15 protein-coding genes are annotated in these 16,381 nt (G+C 72.7%); 11 read left to right on the top strand and 4 right to left on the bottom strand.

All coding sequences use genetic code 11. The features are described from left to right. From IE294_RS16470 to IE294_RS16455, 4 genes are all read left to right on the top strand, one after another. The coding region (locus IE294_RS16470) for an alpha-glucosidase C-terminal domain-containing protein (protein ID WP_189886682.1) at positions 1-501 on the top strand (501 nt) is incomplete at its 5' end. Positions 502-532: 31 nt separating this feature from the next. After that, complete coding sequence (locus tag IE294_RS16465) at positions 533-1,897, top strand: maltokinase N-terminal cap-like domain-containing protein (RefSeq protein WP_189886680.1); 1,365 nt, start codon at positions 533-535, stop codon at positions 1,895-1,897. Between the two features lie 3 nt (positions 1,898-1,900). After that, a complete protein-coding gene (gene glgB / locus IE294_RS16460) occupies positions 1,901-4,102 on the top strand; it encodes a 1,4-alpha-glucan branching enzyme (RefSeq protein ID WP_189886678.1) in 2,202 nt (733 codons plus the stop codon). 92 nt (positions 4,103-4,194) lie between these two features. After that, the gene (locus tag IE294_RS16455; protein ID WP_189886675.1) at positions 4,195-5,283 is read left to right on the top strand and encodes a glutamate--cysteine ligase 2; all 1,089 of its coding nucleotides are present in this window, start codon (positions 4,195-4,197) and stop codon (positions 5,281-5,283) included. A 9-nt stretch (positions 5,284-5,292) separates the two neighbouring features. Here the strand turns inward: IE294_RS16455 and IE294_RS16450 are convergent, their stop codons facing one another. Next, on the bottom strand, positions 5,293-5,526 hold the full coding sequence (locus IE294_RS16450; RefSeq protein WP_041664959.1) for a DUF6480 family protein: 234 nt from the start codon (positions 5,524-5,526) through the stop codon (positions 5,293-5,295). Positions 5,527-5,675: 149 nt separating this feature from the next. Between IE294_RS16450 and IE294_RS16445 the strand changes: the two genes are divergently transcribed. The 5 genes from IE294_RS16445 (at position 5,676) to IE294_RS16425 (ending at position 12,364) form a co-directional block, all read left to right on the top strand. Then, a complete protein-coding gene (locus tag IE294_RS16445) occupies positions 5,676-7,574 on the top strand; it encodes an AMP-dependent synthetase/ligase (RefSeq protein ID WP_189886673.1) in 1,899 nt (632 codons plus the stop codon). A 158-nt stretch (positions 7,575-7,732) separates the two neighbouring features. After that, complete coding sequence (locus tag IE294_RS16440) at positions 7,733-8,167, top strand: ATP-binding protein (protein ID WP_014670719.1); 435 nt, start codon at positions 7,733-7,735, stop codon at positions 8,165-8,167. Between the two features lie 196 nt (positions 8,168-8,363). Beyond that, complete coding sequence (locus IE294_RS16435) at positions 8,364-9,740, top strand: NAD(P)/FAD-dependent oxidoreductase (RefSeq protein WP_189886671.1); 1,377 nt, start codon at positions 8,364-8,366, stop codon at positions 9,738-9,740. A gap of 95 nt (positions 9,741-9,835) precedes the next feature. Then, on the top strand, positions 9,836-10,045 hold the full coding sequence (locus IE294_RS16430; protein ID WP_189886670.1) for a DUF4287 domain-containing protein: 210 nt from the start codon (positions 9,836-9,838) through the stop codon (positions 10,043-10,045). Between the two features lie 96 nt (positions 10,046-10,141). Further along, positions 10,142-12,364 carry an FUSC family protein gene (locus IE294_RS16425; RefSeq protein WP_189886668.1) on the top strand — a complete coding sequence of 741 codons (2,223 nt, stop codon included), beginning with the start codon at positions 10,142-10,144 and terminating at the stop codon, positions 12,362-12,364. A 4-nt stretch (positions 12,365-12,368) separates the two neighbouring features. Here IE294_RS16425 and IE294_RS16420 read toward each other — a convergent pair whose 3' ends face one another. Next, positions 12,369-13,235, bottom strand: coding sequence for an RNA polymerase sigma factor SigF (locus tag IE294_RS16420; protein WP_189886666.1), 867 nt, complete (start codon positions 13,233-13,235; stop codon positions 12,369-12,371). A 233-nt stretch (positions 13,236-13,468) separates the two neighbouring features. After that, positions 13,469-13,903, bottom strand: coding sequence for an ATP-binding protein (locus IE294_RS16415; protein WP_189886664.1), 435 nt, complete (start codon positions 13,901-13,903; stop codon positions 13,469-13,471). 127 nt (positions 13,904-14,030) lie between these two features. Here IE294_RS16415 and IE294_RS16410 point away from each other — a divergent pair, with 127 nt between their 5' ends. Further along, on the top strand, positions 14,031-14,273 hold the full coding sequence (locus tag IE294_RS16410; RefSeq protein WP_189886662.1) for a hypothetical protein: 243 nt from the start codon (positions 14,031-14,033) through the stop codon (positions 14,271-14,273). 276 nt (positions 14,274-14,549) lie between these two features. Next, positions 14,550-15,008 (top strand): cyclic nucleotide-binding domain-containing protein, encoded by a 459-nt coding sequence (locus IE294_RS16405; RefSeq protein WP_103816649.1) that lies wholly within the window; start codon positions 14,550-14,552, stop codon positions 15,006-15,008. A 37-nt stretch (positions 15,009-15,045) separates the two neighbouring features. Here the strand turns inward: IE294_RS16405 and IE294_RS16400 are convergent, their stop codons facing one another. Continuing rightward, positions 15,046-16,377 carry an MFS transporter gene (locus IE294_RS16400; protein ID WP_189886660.1) on the bottom strand — a complete coding sequence of 444 codons (1,332 nt, stop codon included), beginning with the start codon at positions 16,375-16,377 and terminating at the stop codon, positions 15,046-15,048. Positions 16,378-16,381: the final 4 nt, after the last annotated feature.

Raw genomic sequence — 16,381 nt, 5'->3', positions numbered from 1 at the left:
GGCGACCGCGACGCCGTCCGCACCCCCATGCAGTGGACCCCCGACCGCAACGCCGGCTTCTCGACGTGCGACCCCGGCAGGCTCTACCTCCCCACGATCATGGACCCGGTCTACGGCTACCAGGTCACCAACGTGGAAGCCTCCATGTCGTCCCCGTCCAGCCTGCTGCACTGGACCCGCCGCATGATCGAGATCCGCAAGCAGAACCCCGCCTTCGGACTGGGCTCGTTCACGGAACTGACGTCCTCCAACCCGGCGGTCCTGGCGTTCCTGCGCGAGTACGGCGACGACCTGGTGCTGTGCGTGAACAACTTCTCCCGCTTCGCCCAGCCCACCGAACTCGACCTGCGGGCCTACGACGGGCGGCACCCCGTCGAGCTGATCGGCGGAGTGCGCTTCCCCGCCATCGGTGAACTGCCCTACCTGCTCACCCTGCAAGGCCACGGCTTCTACTGGTTCCGGCTCACCCGAGTCGCATCCCGCATCGGCCGCCGCCGCTGAACGCCCGGCGCCGAGGAAAGGACGCGTCACCATGCCGAAGACCATCACCCCCCGACCGCGCACCGCGGCCGGGCCCGACGGGCCACTGGCCTCGTTGGGCGGGCTGCTGCGCGACTGGCTGCCGAGCCAACGCTGGTTCGCGGGCAAGGACCGGCCGGTCACCGATCTGTCGGTGTTGTCCGTGACGGAGCTGTTCCCGGGGTGTCTGCACCTGCTGGTGCACGCCTCGCACGTGCCGGTGCCCACTCCCGGCGGCACTCCCCCGTCCGGCGACTGCTACCAGCTGCTGCTGGGCCTGCGCCGGCACCTCGCCCCGCGGCTGGAACGGGCGTTCATCGGGCGCGCGGTGGACGGCCCGCTGGCCGGGCTCGCGGTGTACGACGCCCTGCACGACCCGCGCTCGGCCCATCTGCTGCTGGAGCGGCTGCGGCAGCCCGGCGCGGTGGGCCCGCTGCGGTTCGGGACGGACCCGGCCGCCCGTGTACCCGGCGGTCTGCCGCCGCGGCTGCTGGACGCCGAGCAGTCCAACTCCTCGATCGTGTACGGCGACGCGTACATCCTGAAGCTGTTCCGCCGGATCCAGCCGGGCGTCAACCCGGACCTGGAGGTGCCGGCGGCGCTGACCGCGCAGGGCTGCACCCGGGTGCCCGCGCCGGTGGCCTGGTTCACCACGACCGCCCCGCGCCCGGCCACCCTCGGGGTGCTGCAACCGTTCCTGCCGGACGCCACCGACGGCTGGACGCTGGCGCTGCGCGCGCTCGCCGCGGGCGACCACTTCACCACCGAGGCCCGCGCACTGGGCCGGGCCATGGCCGAGGTGCACCTGGCGCTGGCCGAGGCCTTCCCGCCGGCCGGGCCGGGCGAGAACGGCCGTACGGCCGAGGCGATGTGCGCGCGGCTCGACGCCGCCGCGCACGCCGTCCCCGGGCTGCTGCCCTACGTGCCCGGTCTGCGGGCCGCGTTCGGGGCGCTGGCCACGTGCGACACCGGGCCGCCCGCCCAGCGCATCCACGGCGATCTGCACCTCGGGCAGGTGCTGCGGGCCGGCCGCGACTGGTTCGTCATCGACTTCGAGGGCGAGCCGTCCCGTCCGCTCGCCGAGCGGCGGGCCCCGCAGTCCCCGGTGCGGGACGTCGCCGGGATGCTCCGCTCCTTCGACTACGCGGCCCGGCAGCGCCGCCCCTGGCGACCCGAGTGGGCGCGCCGCTGCCGGGAGGCGTTCTGCGCGGGCTACGCGGCCCGCGCCGGCTGGGACCCACGCAAGAAGCACGCGCTGCTGCGCGCGCACGAGACGGACAGGGCGGTCTACGAGGTGCTGTACGAGGCGAGACACCGGCCCGACTGGCTGCCGGTACCGATGGCGGCGATCAAACGGCTCGCCGTGTGGGGAGGCTGACCCATGGCACTGAAGGACACCACGCGCCCCGAGGCCGCCGGGCCCAGGCCCCCCGCGGCCGTGGCCCTGGACCCCGCCGACCGCGGCCGGCTGCTGGCCGGCGCGCACCACGATCCGCACGCCCTGCTGGGCGCCCACCCGGTGCCGGGCGGCACGCTGCTGCGGGCGCTGCGCCCGAACGCGCGGGCGGTGAGCGTCGTGATCGACGGCACGCCGACCGAACTGCCGTCGGAGGGCGACGGTCTGTTCGCCGCCGTCCTGCCTTGCGCGCAGGTCCCGTCGTACACGCTGCTGGTCGCGTACGACGACACCGAGCAGGAGGTGCACGACCCGTACCGCTTCCTGCCCGCCCTCGGCGAACTGGACCTGCACCTGATCCGGGAGGGCCGGCACGAGCAGCTGTGGCGGGCGCTCGGGGCCGAGCCGATGGTCCACCAGGGCGTGGCCGGCACCCGCTTCACCGTGTGGGCGCCGAACGCCCAGGGGGTGCGGGTGGCCGGGGACTTCACGTACTGGGACGGCACGCAGTACCCCATGCGGTCGCTCGGCGCGTCCGGGGTGTGGGAGCTGTTCCTGCCCGGGATCGGCGAGGGCACCCGGTACAAGTTCGAGATCACCTCGCGGTACGGGCACCGGTTCCTGAAGGCGGACCCGATGGCGCGGGGCACGGAGGTCCCGCCGGACACGGCGTCCGTCGTGACGTCCTCGCGCTACGAGTGGGGTGACGCGGAGTGGATGGCGCACCGCGGTGACCTTCCCGTGCACCAGGCGCCGTTCTCGGTGTACGAGGTGCACCTGCCGTCCTGGCGGCCGGGGCTGAACTACCGTCAGCTCGCGCAGGAACTCCCACCGTACGTCAAGGAGATGGGCTTCACGCACGTGGAGCTGATGCCGGTGGCCGGGTACCCGTTCAGCGGCTCCTGGGGGTACCAGGTCACCTCCTACTACGCGCCGACGCCCCGGCTCGGCTCCCCGGACGACTTCCGGTACTTCGTGGACGCCTGTCACCGGGCCGGTCTCGGCGTGATCATGGACTGGGTGCCGGCGCACTTCCCCAAGGACGACTGGGCGCTGGCCCGGTTCGACGGGGACCCGCTGTACGAGCCCGGGAACGCGCTGCGGGCGGAGCACCCGGACTGGGGGACGTACGAGTTCGACTACGGCCGCACCGAGGTGCGCAACTTCCTCGTCGCCAACGCGGTGTACTGGTGCGAGGAGTTCCACATCGACGGGCTGCGCGTGGACGCCGTCGCCTCGATGCTCTACCTGGACTACTCGCGGGACTCCGGGCAGTGGGAACCCAATGTGTTCGGCGGCCGGGAGGACCTGGACGCCGTGGCCTTCCTCCAGGAGATGAACGCCACCGTGTACCGGCGCTGCCCGGGCGTGGTGACCATCGCCGAGGAGTCCACCGCGTGGGACGGCGTGACCCGGCCGACGGACGGCGGCGGCCTCGGCTTCGGGCTGAAGTGGAACATGGGCTGGATGCACGACTCGCTGGAGTACATCCAGAAGGAGCCGGTGCACCGCAAGTACCACCACAACGAGATGACCTTCTCGATGGTGTACGCCTACAGCGAGAACTACGTCCTGCCCATCTCCCACGACGAGGTGGTCTACGGCAAGCAGGCGCTGGTGTCGAAGATGCCCGGCGACTGGTGGCAGCGGCGCGCCAACCACCGGGCCTACCTCGGCTTCATGTGGGCCCACCCCGGCAAACAGCTGTTGTTCATGGGGCAGGAGTTCGCCCAGGGAGCCGAGTGGTCGCACACCCACGGCCCCGAGTGGTGGCTGCTCTCCGACGACCACCACTCCGCCGGCGACCACCGGGGCGTCCAGGCCCTGGTGCGGGACCTCAACACGGTGTACCGGGCGACGCCGGCGCTGTGGCAGCGGGACACCGACCCGGGCGGCTTCCGGTGGGTGCTGTGCGACGCGGCGGACGACAACGTACTGGCGTTCCTGCGTTTCGCCGCCGACGGCGGCCCGCTGCTGGCGGTGTCGAACTTCTCCCCGGTCGTCCGGCACGACTACCGCCTGTGGGTCCCCGACGGGTTCCCCGCCTGGCGCGAGGAGCTGAACACCGACGACACCCGGTACGGCGGCAGCGGCGTGCGCACCGAGGGGCCCGTCAAGCCCGAGGAGGGGTTCCTGAGGCTGACGCTGCCCCCGCTCGCCACCGTCTGGCTGACGCCGGAGGACTGAAAACCGCAGGTGTCGGCGGCCGTGCGAAGGGCAGTCGGGGTCGTACAGACAGCGACTGCCCCCCGTGGCACGGACAGAAGGGCGGCACCCAGGTGCGCACCGTCGGAGTGGAGGAGGAACTCCTTCTGGTCGATCCGGACAGCGGCGACCCGAAGGCACTGGCGGCGGCCGTCCTCGCGCGGGCCGCCCAGGACGATCCCGGACAGGACGTCTTCGAGAAGGAGCTGTTCGGGCAGATGCTGGAGTTCGCCACGCATCCGCAGTCGGACATGGCGGCCCTGGGCGACGAGATCGTCCGCTGCCGCAAGGAGGCCGCCCGGCACGCCGGGCAGATCGGCTGCGGGGTCGCCGCGCTGGCCACCTCGCCGCTGCCGGTCAGTCCCGCCCTCAGCGTGAACGACCGGTACCAGTGGCTGGCCGAGCGGTTCGGGATACCGACCTGGGAGCAGCTGGTCTGCGGCTGCCACGTCCATGTGTCGGTGGAGTCCGACGAGGAGGGCGTCGCGGTCCTCGACCGGCTCCGTCCGTGGCTGCCGGTGCTGCGGGCGATCAGCGCGAACTCCCCGTTCTGGCAGGGCCGGCCCACCGGTTACGCCAGCTACCGCAGCCGGGTGTGGAACCGGTGGCCGTCGGCCGGGCCGACCGAGGCGTTCGGGTCCGCCGAGCGGTACCACCGCAGGGTGGCCGACATGGTGGCCACCGGTGTGATCCTCGACGAGGCCATGGCCTACTTCGACGCACGGCTGTCGGCCCGCTACCCGACGGTGGAGATCCGGGTGGCGGACGTGTGCCTGTGCGCGGAGACCGCCGTACTGGTCGCGACGCTCTGCCGTGCCCTCGTGGAGACGGCCGCCCGGGAGTGGCGGGCGGGCCGGCCGGCGCCCGACCCCGGCGTGAGCCTGCTCCGGCTGGCCGACTGGCAGGCCGCCCGGTACGGCCTGGAGGAGGACCTGCTCGACCCGGTGGCCATGCGGCCCCGGCGCGCGCCCCGGGTGCTGCGCTCCTTGCTGGAGTACACGGGGGACGCGCTCACCGAGAACGGCGACGCGGCCCGTGCCGAGCAGGCCGTCGAGGAGCTGCTGCGCACGGGCAACGGCGCGCGGGAGCAGCGCAGGCTGCTGGAGCACACCGGCAGCCTGCGGGACGTCGTCACCGAGTGCGTGCGGCGCACACAGGGCTGAGCGGGCCGGTCAGAGGATCAGTACCAGGGCGTACACCAGGAAGAAGGCCGCGATCAGCACGACCAGCAGCAGGATCAGGGTCAGCGGTGCCTTGGCCCAGCCCCTGCGCTGGACGTGCGGCTCGCGGGGGCCGGCCTCGGGCATGCTGCTCTCGGCCGGCGGGGTCTCGCCGGGCGGAACTCCCCCACCTGGTTCCAGACCGGTCGTGCGCTCGGGTTCCGGATCGGGGTTCACATGACTCATGTGTCCCGAGTCCCCAGGACACGCCGACATCATCAGCCGATCACGACTTCCACGTTCCCCTCACCGAACGCGCCTGCCTGGGCTACATTCGGGCACCGCCGACACCGAGCCGATCGGCGGAGTGACCCTCCGTACACCAGGAGCAGCGCATGCGGAACCTCGCCCCCGGTCCCGCCGTCGCCCCGCCGCTCACCGGCGGCCTCGCCGACAGCGTGTTCACCACGGCGGAACGGGATCCGGCGCTGCCGGTCCTCGCGCGCCGGGCCGGTCCCGCCGCCGCAGGATGGCTGGAGCTGACGGCGGCCGAGGTGCGGGACGAGGTGGTCGGCCTGGCCAAGGGCCTGATCGCCGCCGGGATCTCGCCCGGCCACCGAGTGGCCCTGATGGCCCGCACCCGCTACGAGTGGACGGTGCTCGCGCACGCGCTGTGGGCGGTGGGTGCCGAGATCGTGCCGGTCCATCCGGCTTCCTCGCGGGACCAGGTGGAGTGGATCCTGCGCGACGCGGGCTGTGTGGCCGTGGTGGTGGAGGACGAGCAGGGCGTCATGACCGTCGGCACCGTGTGCACCCGGCTGCCGCGGCTGCGGCACGTCTGGCAGCTCGACGCGGGCGCCCTGGCGGACCTCGTGGAGCGGGGCACGGTCGTCCCGTACACCACGGTGGAGTCGCTGCGCCGGATCGTGCTGCCGGACTCCACGGCGGCCGTCGTCTACACCTCCGGCACCTCGGGGCGCCCGATGGGCTGCGCGCTCAGCCACCGCGGTCTGGCGTACCCCTGCGACACGCTGCTGGCCGGCTGGGCGCACACCGCCGCACCCCCGGGCGAACAGCCGTCCGTGCTGGCGTTCCTGCCGTTCTCCCACGTCTACGGCATCATGATCATGCTGATGTGTGTGCGCGGCGGGGTCCTGATGGCGCACGAGCCGGAGCTGACCGGGCCGGCCCTGTCGGCGGCCCTGAGCACGTTCCGGCCGACGTACCTGTACGGCGTGCCGTCGGTGTTCGAGAAGCTCTACAAGACGTTCCTGCGCACCGCCCGGCAGGCGGGCCGGGGCGCCCTGTTCGAGCGGGCCGCGCAGACCGCGCGGGACTTCGCCGCCGCCGAGGAGCGCCGGCGGCTGGGCACCGGGCCGGGCCCCGGGCTCGAACTGAAGCTGCAACACGCTCTATACGAGCGGACGGTGTACCGCAGGCTGCGGGCCGCACTGGGCGGCCGGGTGGTGCGCGGGACCTCCGGCGGCAGCGCGCTCGACCGCGAACTGGGCCTGTTCTACGCGGGCATCGGGGTGTACCTCCACGACGGGTACGGGCTCACCGAGGCCTCCGGCGGGATCACCATGCAGCCGCTCGGCCGGGAGAAGTCCGGGACCGTGGGCCTGCCGCTGCCCGGCACCGAGATCCAGGTGGCCGACGACGGGGAGATCCTGGTGCGCGGCCCGTCGGTGTTCCAGGGCTACATCAGCGACGAGCACGCGACCCGGGCCGCGCTGCGCGGCGGCCGGCTGGCCACCGGGGACATCGGCCGGCTGGATTCCGAGGGCTATCTGACGATCACCGGGCGCAAGAAGGACATCATCGTCACCAGCGGCGGCAAGAGCGTGGCCCCGGCCCCGCTGGAGCAGCGGCTGCGGATGCATCCGCTGGTCCACCAGGCGGTGGTGGTCGGCGACGACCGGCCCTGTGTCGGTGCCCTGATCACCCTGGACCCGGAGTTCCTCGCGGACTGGCGGGCCGCCCTGGCGTTGCAGGGCGACGCCCGGGGACGGGAGGCCCGCGAGGAGAACGCGCTGCGGGAGGAGATCGCGCGGGCGGTGGCCTCCGCCAACAGTGCGGTGTCCCGGGCGGAGTCGATCAGGGTCTACCGTGTCCTCCAGGAACCGTTCGCACCGGACAACGGACTGCTGACGCCGTCCATGAAGCTGCGCCGGGACGCCGTTGTGCGGCACTACGCGTCCGAGATCGAGGCGATGTACGAGGCGCGCTCCCGGTCGCGTCCGGGTCCGTCGGAGCCGGCCGACTGGGACGAGCCGGACGATGTCTTCCGCTGACGAGGACCGCGGAAGTACGGCGTACGGGCGGCGGGTCCCAGGGGAGACGGATAGCCTGCGCGGCTGGGGGAACCCGCAGCGAGAGATCAGCAACGACGACCGTTCCGGTCGGAAGGGGCCGAGCCGGCCGCTTCCGGGCCGGGGCCGGGGAATGCGAGATGGTGACGGAGCCGCGCTGGGACGACACACCACCCTCGGAGGAGAGGTACGAGCGTACGTTCTCCTTCCCCGGGGAGCTGCGCAACGTCACGGGGGCGCGGCTCGCGGCGGAGGAGTTCCTGTGCTCCCTCGCCCGGGACGCGCCGCCGGGCGCGCACGAGTACTGGGACGACATCCTGCTGGTCGTGACCGAACTGGCCGCGAACGCGATCCAGTACGCGCCCGGTCCGTTCGACCTGCGGATGCGCCGCACGTTCGACGGGGTGCACGTGACGATGCGGGACACCAGCACGACCAAGCCGGAGCCGAGGCCGTTCCACCCCCGCACGGGCGGTGGCGGCATCGGCTGGCACCTGGTGCACACGCTGTGCACCCAGGTCAGTGTGGTCGTGCACGACCGCGGCAAGGACATCCACGCGTTCCTGCCCTGGTGACAGGTGTTCGACGTGTAGGTGTGCGCCATCCGGTTACTCCACGTCCCAGTCGGGGCATGCTGGTCCCCACGCGTTCGTCTGCCTGCCGCACCCGGCTCGCGGAACGGCTGGACGCACGGTGGGATCGGAGTTGGCGCAGAGCGATCCAGGGCATGCGAACGGCGTCGAGTCGGACCGCCCGGAGCCGCAGAAAGGGATGAACACCGTGACACGACCCAGGATCCTGGTGGTTGGCGCAGGCTTCGCCGGAGTCGACTGCGTCCGCCGCCTGGAGCGGAAACTCGCCCCGGACGAGGCCGACGTCACCCTGGTGACGCCGTTCGCCTACCAGCTCTATCTGCCGCTGCTGCCCCAGGTCGCCTCCGGCGTGCTCACGCCGCAGTCGATCGCCCTGTCCTTGCGCCGCAGCCGGAAGTACCGCACCCGGATCATCCCCGGCGGTGCGATCGGGGTGGACCTGAAGGCCAAGGTGTGCGTCATCCGCACCATCACCGACAAGATCGTCAACGAGCGCTACGACTACATCGTGCTGGCACCGGGCAGCGTGACCCGCACCTTCGACATCCCGGGCCTGACCGAGCACGCCTTCGGGATGAAGACCCTCGCCGAGGCCGCCTACATCCGCGACCACGTCATCTCGCAGCTCGACCTGGCGGACGCCAGCGACGACCCGGCCGAGCGGGCCGCGCGCCTTCAGTTCGTGGTGGTCGGCGGCGGCTACGCGGGCACCGAGACCGCGGCCTGCCTCCAGCGGCTGACGCACGCGGCCGTGCAGCGCTACCCGCGGCTGGACCCGGGCCTGATCAAGTGGCACCTGATCGACATCGCGCCCAAGCTGATGCCCGAGTTGGGCGACAAGCTCGGCCGCAGCGCGCAGGAGATCCTCGGGCGGCGCGGCATCGAGGTCTCGCTGGGCGTGTCGATCGACAAGGCCGGCCCGGAGGAGGTGACCTTCACCGACGGCCGGGTGGTGCCGACGCACACCCTCATCTGGACGGCCGGGGTGGTCGCCAGCCCGCTCATCGCCACGCTCGGCGCGAAGACGTTGAAGGGCCGGCTGGCGGTCACCGCCGAGATGTGCCTGCCGGGCCACGACGGGGTGTTCGCGCTCGGCGACTCGGCGGCCGTGCCGGACCTGGCCAAGGGCCAGGAGGGCGCGGTCTGCCCGCCCACCGCGCAGCACGCCATGCGGCAGGGCAGGAAGGTCGCCGACAACGTCATCGCGACGCTGCGCGGGCAGCAGATGCAGCCGTACGTCCACAAGGACCTGGGCCTCGTCGTCGACCTCGGCGGCAAGGACGCGGTGTCCAAGCCGCTGGGGATCGAGCTGCGCGGGGTGCCCGCGCAGGTGGTGGCCCGCGGCTACCACTGGTCGGCGCTGCGCACCAACGTCGCCAAGGCCCGGGTGATGACCAACTGGCTGCTGAACGCGGTCGCGGGCGACGATTTCGTCCGCACCGGCTTCCAGGCGCGCAAGCCCGCCCGGCTGAAGGACTTCGAGTTCACCGACTCCTACCTGACACCGGACGAGGTCCGGGCTCGGGTGGAGGGCGCGGGCATCGACCATCCGTGAGGTGACGTGGATCACTGAGGACCGCCGATCATTCCACCGTGGATCGGCGGTCTTCCCATGTGACCGCAGACGTCGCACGGAGGGGGCACCCCAGCATGACCGAGAAGACCGTCAAGGGCCCGGCGAGCTACTTCCCGTCGATCGAGAAGAAGTACGGCCGCCCGGTCGGCGAGTGGCAGGAACTGATCCGCCGCTCACCGCTGACGAAGCACATGGAGCTGGTCGGCTGGCTGAAGTCGGAGCACGGTATGGGGCACGGGCATGCCAACGCGCTGGTGGCCGCCACCCTGGCCGGAGAGAGGTGAGCCGGGGCCGCGTGCGATGCTGGGGCGGAGATCGATTACCGGCACGGGAGAGAGCGCGGCGGCGTGAGGGCAGTGGCACGGTCGGGACGGGTACGGATGTGGGACCGGCTCGCGGCGTCGGATCCCGGGCTGCTCCGCCTGACCGCGGGACTGCGCACGGTCACCGCGATCGCCCTCACCCTCGCCGTCCTCGCCGCGCTGCACGTCCCGGTGTCCCAGCTGGTCGCCGGGGCGATCGCGGCGATGGTCGCCACCTTCGCCATCCGGGAGAAGCAGCGCGCCCAGCAGGCCGTGACGCTGGCGGTCGGCCTGCCGGTGGCGCTGGCCTCGGTGTCGCTGGGCGCGCTGCTCAACCAACGGGTCGTCGCCGGCGACCTGTTCTTCGTCGTCCTCATCTTCTGCGCCGTCTACGGCCGCCGGTTCGGCGACCGGGGCACGGCCCTGGGGCTGATCGGCTTCCAGGTCTACTTCCTGTCGCTGTTCGTGGGCGCGACGGCGTCCGTACTGCCGGAGCTGTACGGCGTCATCTGCGTCGCGTTCGCGTGCAGCGCCGCCGCCCGCTTCGTGCTGCTCCCGCAGACCCCGGCGGGCACCCTGGACCGGCTGCGGCGGGCCTTCCGGGCCCGGCTCGCCCAGCTCCTCGCCACCCAGGCCGAGTTGCTGGACGCCGGTCCCGAAGAGGCCGAGAAGGTGCTCGCGGACCTGCGCACCGGCACCGCACGGCTGCACGAGACGGCGTTGCTGATCCAGGGCCGGCTGGAGGACGGCACCTCGGACCCGGCGGTGGCCCGGCTGCTCCAGCGCAGGGTCGCGGACGCGGAGATCGCGGCCGAGCGGCTCGGCCTGCTGCTGCTCACCGCGCGCAGCGCGCAGCGGACCGACACGCTCACCCTGCATCTGCCGGGCGCCCCGCTGCCCGCCGGCGGCGAGCTGCCGGTGCGGGACGAGGCGACGGTCGCGCTGCGCCGGGATCTCCAGGCCCTGCGGCTGCTGATGCTGCGGCCGGCCGGGGAGGCGTCGGGGACGGCGCTCGCCCAGGTGCGCAACCGGCTGCTCGGCTACCGGGAGGAGGAGAACCTGCCCCCGGCCGCCCCGGCCGTGCAGGACGTCTTCCGTGGCCTCGGCGAGGCCGCGCGGGCCGCCCTGGGCCTGCGGCTCGCCCTGGACGGGCCGCAGGACGAGTCCGACGACACCCCGGCGACCGCACGCTCACGCGAGGAGCTGGACGCGGAGGACACCGCGATCGAGATCAGCGAGGGGAGCGAAACGGAGGAGCCGCGGCCGACCGGCCTGAAACGGCCCACGACCCGGGCCGCCGTCCAGGTGGCCGTCGGCTCCTCGCTGGCCATCGTCGGCGGTGAGCTGCTGTCCGCCCAGCGCTGGTACTGGGCGGTGCTGACGTGCTGGATCGTCTTCCTGAACACCGCCTCCACCGGCGAGATCCTGGTGAAGGGCTACCGGCGGCTGCTGGGCACGGTGCTCGGCGTGGTGGCCGGCATCGGGCTCGCCGCCCTGGTGGGACACCACACGTGGACGGCGTTCGCGCTGGTGCTGCTGTTCATCTTCGCGATGTTCTACACCGCGCCCCTGTCCTACACGCTGATGTCGTTCTTCGTCACGGCCATGCTGGGGCTGCTGTACACCCTGCTGAACACCTACAGCCTGTCGGTGCTGGTGCTGCGGATCGAGGAGACGGCGCTCGGCGCGGCCTGCGGGGTGATCGCGGCGGCCGTGGTGCTGCCGGTCCACACCGACCGCCGTACCAACGAGCTGCTGGTCGCGGTGCTGGACCGGCTCGCCGACGTCACCCGGGGCGCCGTCGACCAGCTCAGCGGCGGGGCGGGCGGCGACCTGGTGGAGCAGGCGCGCGAGCTGGACCAGGCGCTGGCCGACCTGCGCGCGGCCACCCAGCCGCTCACGCACCCGATCACCCCGCTGCGCTCGCGCCGGAACACGGTCCGCTATGTGGTGGCGCTGCTGGAGACCTGCGCGTACCACGGGCGGTCCCTCGCGGCCACGGCCGAGCTGCTGCCGACGCACCCGTCGATCGCGGCGGACCCCCGGCTGCGCGGGGCGTGCGGACGGATCGTGCACAACATCGAGGCGATCGCCGCGCACGTCACGGACCCGAAGTCCCCCGCACGGATCGAGACCGGCTCTAGCATCGCGTCGATGCTGGAGCCGGGAACCCTGCGCACCCCGCGCTACGGCCGTGTGACCGACCGGGTGCTGCGCCATCTGCAACGCCTGGACGAGGCCGTCTCCGGCCTGGCCCGGCCACTGGGCCTGGCCGGTGGGCCGGCTCAGCCGCGGAAGTGAGCGCTCACCGCGGGTCGGCGCCGGGGCGGCGGCTGCCCAGCACCTCGTCGCGGACGCGGGCGCAGCTGCGGCTGATCAGCCGGGAGACGTGCATCTGGGAGATGCCGAGCCGGTCGGCGATGCGGCTCTGGGTCATGTCCTCGAAGAAGCGCATGTAGAGGATGGCCCGCTCTCGCTCGGGCAGCCGGCGCAGCCCCTCCTTGGCGGCCTCGCGGTCGACCACGACGTCGTAGGAGGTGTCCGTGGCGCCCAGGGTGTCGGCGAGGCTGTAGCCGTCGTCGCCGCTGGAGAGCTCGGCGTCCAGCGAGAGGGTGCTGAAGCTCTCCAGCGCCTCCATGCCGGCGGTCACGTCCTCCTCGCTGAGCCCGGTGTGGGCGGCGATGTCGGCGACGGTGGGTTCGGGGCTGCCGGGGTTCTGGGTGAGTTCCCGCCGGGCGACGCGCACCCGGTTGCGCAGTTCCTGCACCCGGCGCGGCACCCTGAGGGCCCACATCCGGTCGCGGAAGTGCCGCTTGACCTCCCCGGTGATGGTCGGCACGGCGTAGCTCTCGAAGGCCCCGCGTGAGGGGTCGAAACGGTCGATGGCCTTCACCAGGCCCAGGGCCGCCACCTGGCGCAGGTCCTCGACGGACTCGCCCCGGTCGCGGAAGCGGCCGGCGATCCGGTGGGCCATGGGGAGCCAGGCGGTGACGAGTTCGTCGCGTACGGCGTCCCGCTCGGGTCCGTCCTCCAGTTCCGCCAGCCGGACGAACAGCTCCGCGGTGTCCGGAGCGTCGTCGTGGTTCCGTCGGGTGGTCGCCGCGGCGGAACCGGCGGTGTCGCTGGGGGTGGCGGTCGTGCCGGGACGGCTTGTCGACATGTCGGTCAGCATGCGGAATCGCTCCTGAACGGGGTTTCAGGGCACATGGCCGGAACTGCGGTTCCAGGTCCTGGCCCGAACGGTGGTGTCAGGGTTCTCCGCGGGTGAGCCACCGGGCCCGCCGGAAGGGGGCCCAGGCAGCGGGATTGTCCCCGCGGGGCAGGCGCCTCCGGTCCGAAGCACGAGATTCCGTCTGCCCCTCGCCCCCACGCGCAAACGCGCTGAGCGGAACTTCCCGGACCGCTTCAGCGCAGCGGGACGACGGCCGTGATGCACTTGCCGCCGCGGGGCAGCTCGGCCACCCGGATGTCCCGGGCCAGCCGGCACACGATGGGCCAGCCACGGCCGCCGGGGAGGGCGTGGCCGGGCTCGTCGCCGGCCGGATCGGTGACCGGGAGGTCGTCGCTGTTGTCGCTCACCGAGACCCGGACGCCCCCGCCGTCGACGTCGACGTCGAAGCCGGTGATGCCGCCGCCGTGCAGCAGGGCGTTGGTGGCGAGTTCCGACGTGACCAGCAGTGCGTCCTCGACGGCCTCGGGCGGACACGGCAGGGCGCGGGCCCGGCACCGCTCGGTCATGACGCGCTCCACCGTTCTGCGGGCCTCGGCCGGCCGGCACGGCACCCGGCCGTGCGTCTGTGGCAGGGTCGCGGTGGAACCGGTCCGGTGCTTGTCGAGCATCCCTTCCTCCTTGAGCGGTGCCCGGATTGCAGGGTTCTCTCCCTCATCCGGCTGACCCGTCGGAGCGCCGTCAAACACCCTCGGTGCCCGTGTCATCACGGCGGACCGAGCGGGTACCCGCACGGACATGACCGATGTGGTGGACGCGGACGAGTTGTTGCGGCGGATCCGAAGGGGCCAGGAGCGCGCGGCCGAGGAGGAGCGGGCCTGGCGGGAGCGGGCGCAGAGCCTGACGGCGACGGATCCGGAGGGCGCGCGGGAGGCGGCGGACCGGGCCCGGGCGTTCGAGGCGGTGCTGCGGGTGCTGGAGGAGATCGTCCGACCGGGCGGGGACCCGGTGCGGACGGAAGGAGTGAAACAGGTCACCTGACCCACTTCTGGTTACCCAAAGGTACGGCAGCTGGTTTATGGTTCATCCATAACTGACGCGGGAGCGGCGTGGAAGCCGTTCTTCCCCGCTCCTTGTGTCACCACATACGGCCCTGGCTGGTTTCCCCCGTCCAGCCAGGGCTTTTTGCTGCCCCGAACACGACACGCGGGCGGAGGTCCGCCTCCCTCGACATGCTCCGGACGGTCACAGCGGCTGAAATGGGCTTGGGAGCACACCACCCGGACCGCGACCGCCGCCGGCGAGGAGCCATGCGCCATGACCAAAGCGATCAAACTGCTGACCGCCCTCCCCCAGGCGCAGCGCGAGCGCCTGATGGAGCTGGCGAAGGAGGTGTCCTTCCCGGAGGACACCCACATCTTCGAGGCCGGCGGCACCGCCGACCGGTTCTGGGTGATCCGCTCGGGCGCGGTTCACCTGGACCAGCAGGTCACCTCGCGGCAGCGGGTGACCGTCGCCACGCTGGGCGCGGGCGACATGCTCGGCTGGTCCTGGCTCTTCCCGCCGTACCAGTGGGACTTCGGCGCCGTCGCCTTCAGCAACGTACGGGCCTACGAGTTCGACGGGCCGTCGGTGCTCGGGCTGTGCGTGGAGGATCCGCTGCTCGGGCTCTCGCTGGTGCGGACGGTGGCCGAGATCCTCGCCCACCGGCTGGAGACGACCCGGGGAAAGCTGATGGAGCAGTACACGATGCGGCGGCGCAGCAGCCCGATCTAGGGCACTGGATCCGCCGGGCCCCCGGCGCGCCCGGCCCTCAGATCCGGTAGCGGCGCAGGGCCGGGACGGTGACGGCCAGGGCCAGCATCACCACGACGACCAGGACGCCGCCGCCCGCGACGGCGGCCCGCGGGCCGAACGCCGAACCGGCCGTGCCGTGCAGCACGTCGGCCAGCCGCGGCCCGCCCGCGACGACCACCGTGAACACGCCCTGCATCCGGCCGCGCATCTCGTCGGTCGCGGCGGACAGCAGGATGGCGCCGCGGAACACCATCGAGACCATGTCGGCGACACCGGCCACGGCGAGGAAGGCCACGGCGACCCAGAGGTTCGCGCTCAGCCCGAACCCGGCCACGGCCAGACCCCAGGCGACGACCGCCCCGATGACCATCCAGCCGTGCCGGCGGGCCCGCGAGAACACGCCGGAGAACAGGCCGCCGAGCACCGCGCCGACCGGGATGCCGGCGAACAGCACACCGAGCGCGAGACCCTCGCCGTACGAGCCGTACGTGTGCGCGGCCAGTTCCGGGAACAGGGCGCGGGGCATGCCGAACACCATGGCGACGATGTCGGCGAGGAAGGACAGCAGCAGCACCTTGTGCCGGGAGATGTACCGGAAGCCCGCCGCTATCTCGCGCAGTCCGGCCCGGCGGGCGGTGGCGCCGAGCGGCGGCAGCGCGGGCAGCCGGAAGACGGCCCACACCGTCACGCACAGCGCCAGCGCGTCGATCAGGTACAGCTCGGGCAGCCCGATGACCGGGATGAGCACACCGGCGAGCAGCGGGCCGGCCACCAGGCCCGTCTGCATCACCGTCGAGCCGAGGGCGTTGGCGGCCGGCAGCTGCTCCGCGGGGACCAGCCGGGCGATGGACGCGGTGCGGGCGGGCGAGTTGAGCCCGAAGAACGCTTGTTGCAGCGCGAGCAGGACCATGAGGACGACGACCGAGTCCAGACCGGTGACGGCCTGTGCCCAGAACAGCAGCGAGGTCACCGCGATACCGATGTTGGTGACCAGCAGCAGCTTGCGCCGGTCCACGCTGTCGGCGACCGCCCCGCCCCACAGCGCGAAGGCCACCAGGGGCACGAGGCCCGCGAGGCTCGCGTAGCCGACCCAGGCCGAGGAGTGGGTGATGTCGTAGATCTGCTTGGGTACGGCGACGGCGGTGAGCTGGCTGCCGACGGCGGTGACGATCGTCGACGACCACAGGCGCCGGTAGGCGGGGATGCGCAACGGGCGGGTGTCCATCGCCCAGCGGCGCCAGCCGCGCCGGGGCGGGTCCCCGGCCGTCGGCGCTTCGGTGCCGGACGGGCCCTCCGTTCGGCTCTCGGACCGGTCGGCCTGGGTGCTGCTGCTCTCGCTGGTGTCCACGGAT

The organism is Streptomyces canarius (assembly GCF_014650735.1).
GTDB lineage: Bacteria > Actinomycetota > Actinomycetes > Streptomycetales > Streptomycetaceae > Streptomyces > Streptomyces olivaceoviridis.
This window is presented reverse-complemented; position numbering and strand designations above follow the sequence as displayed.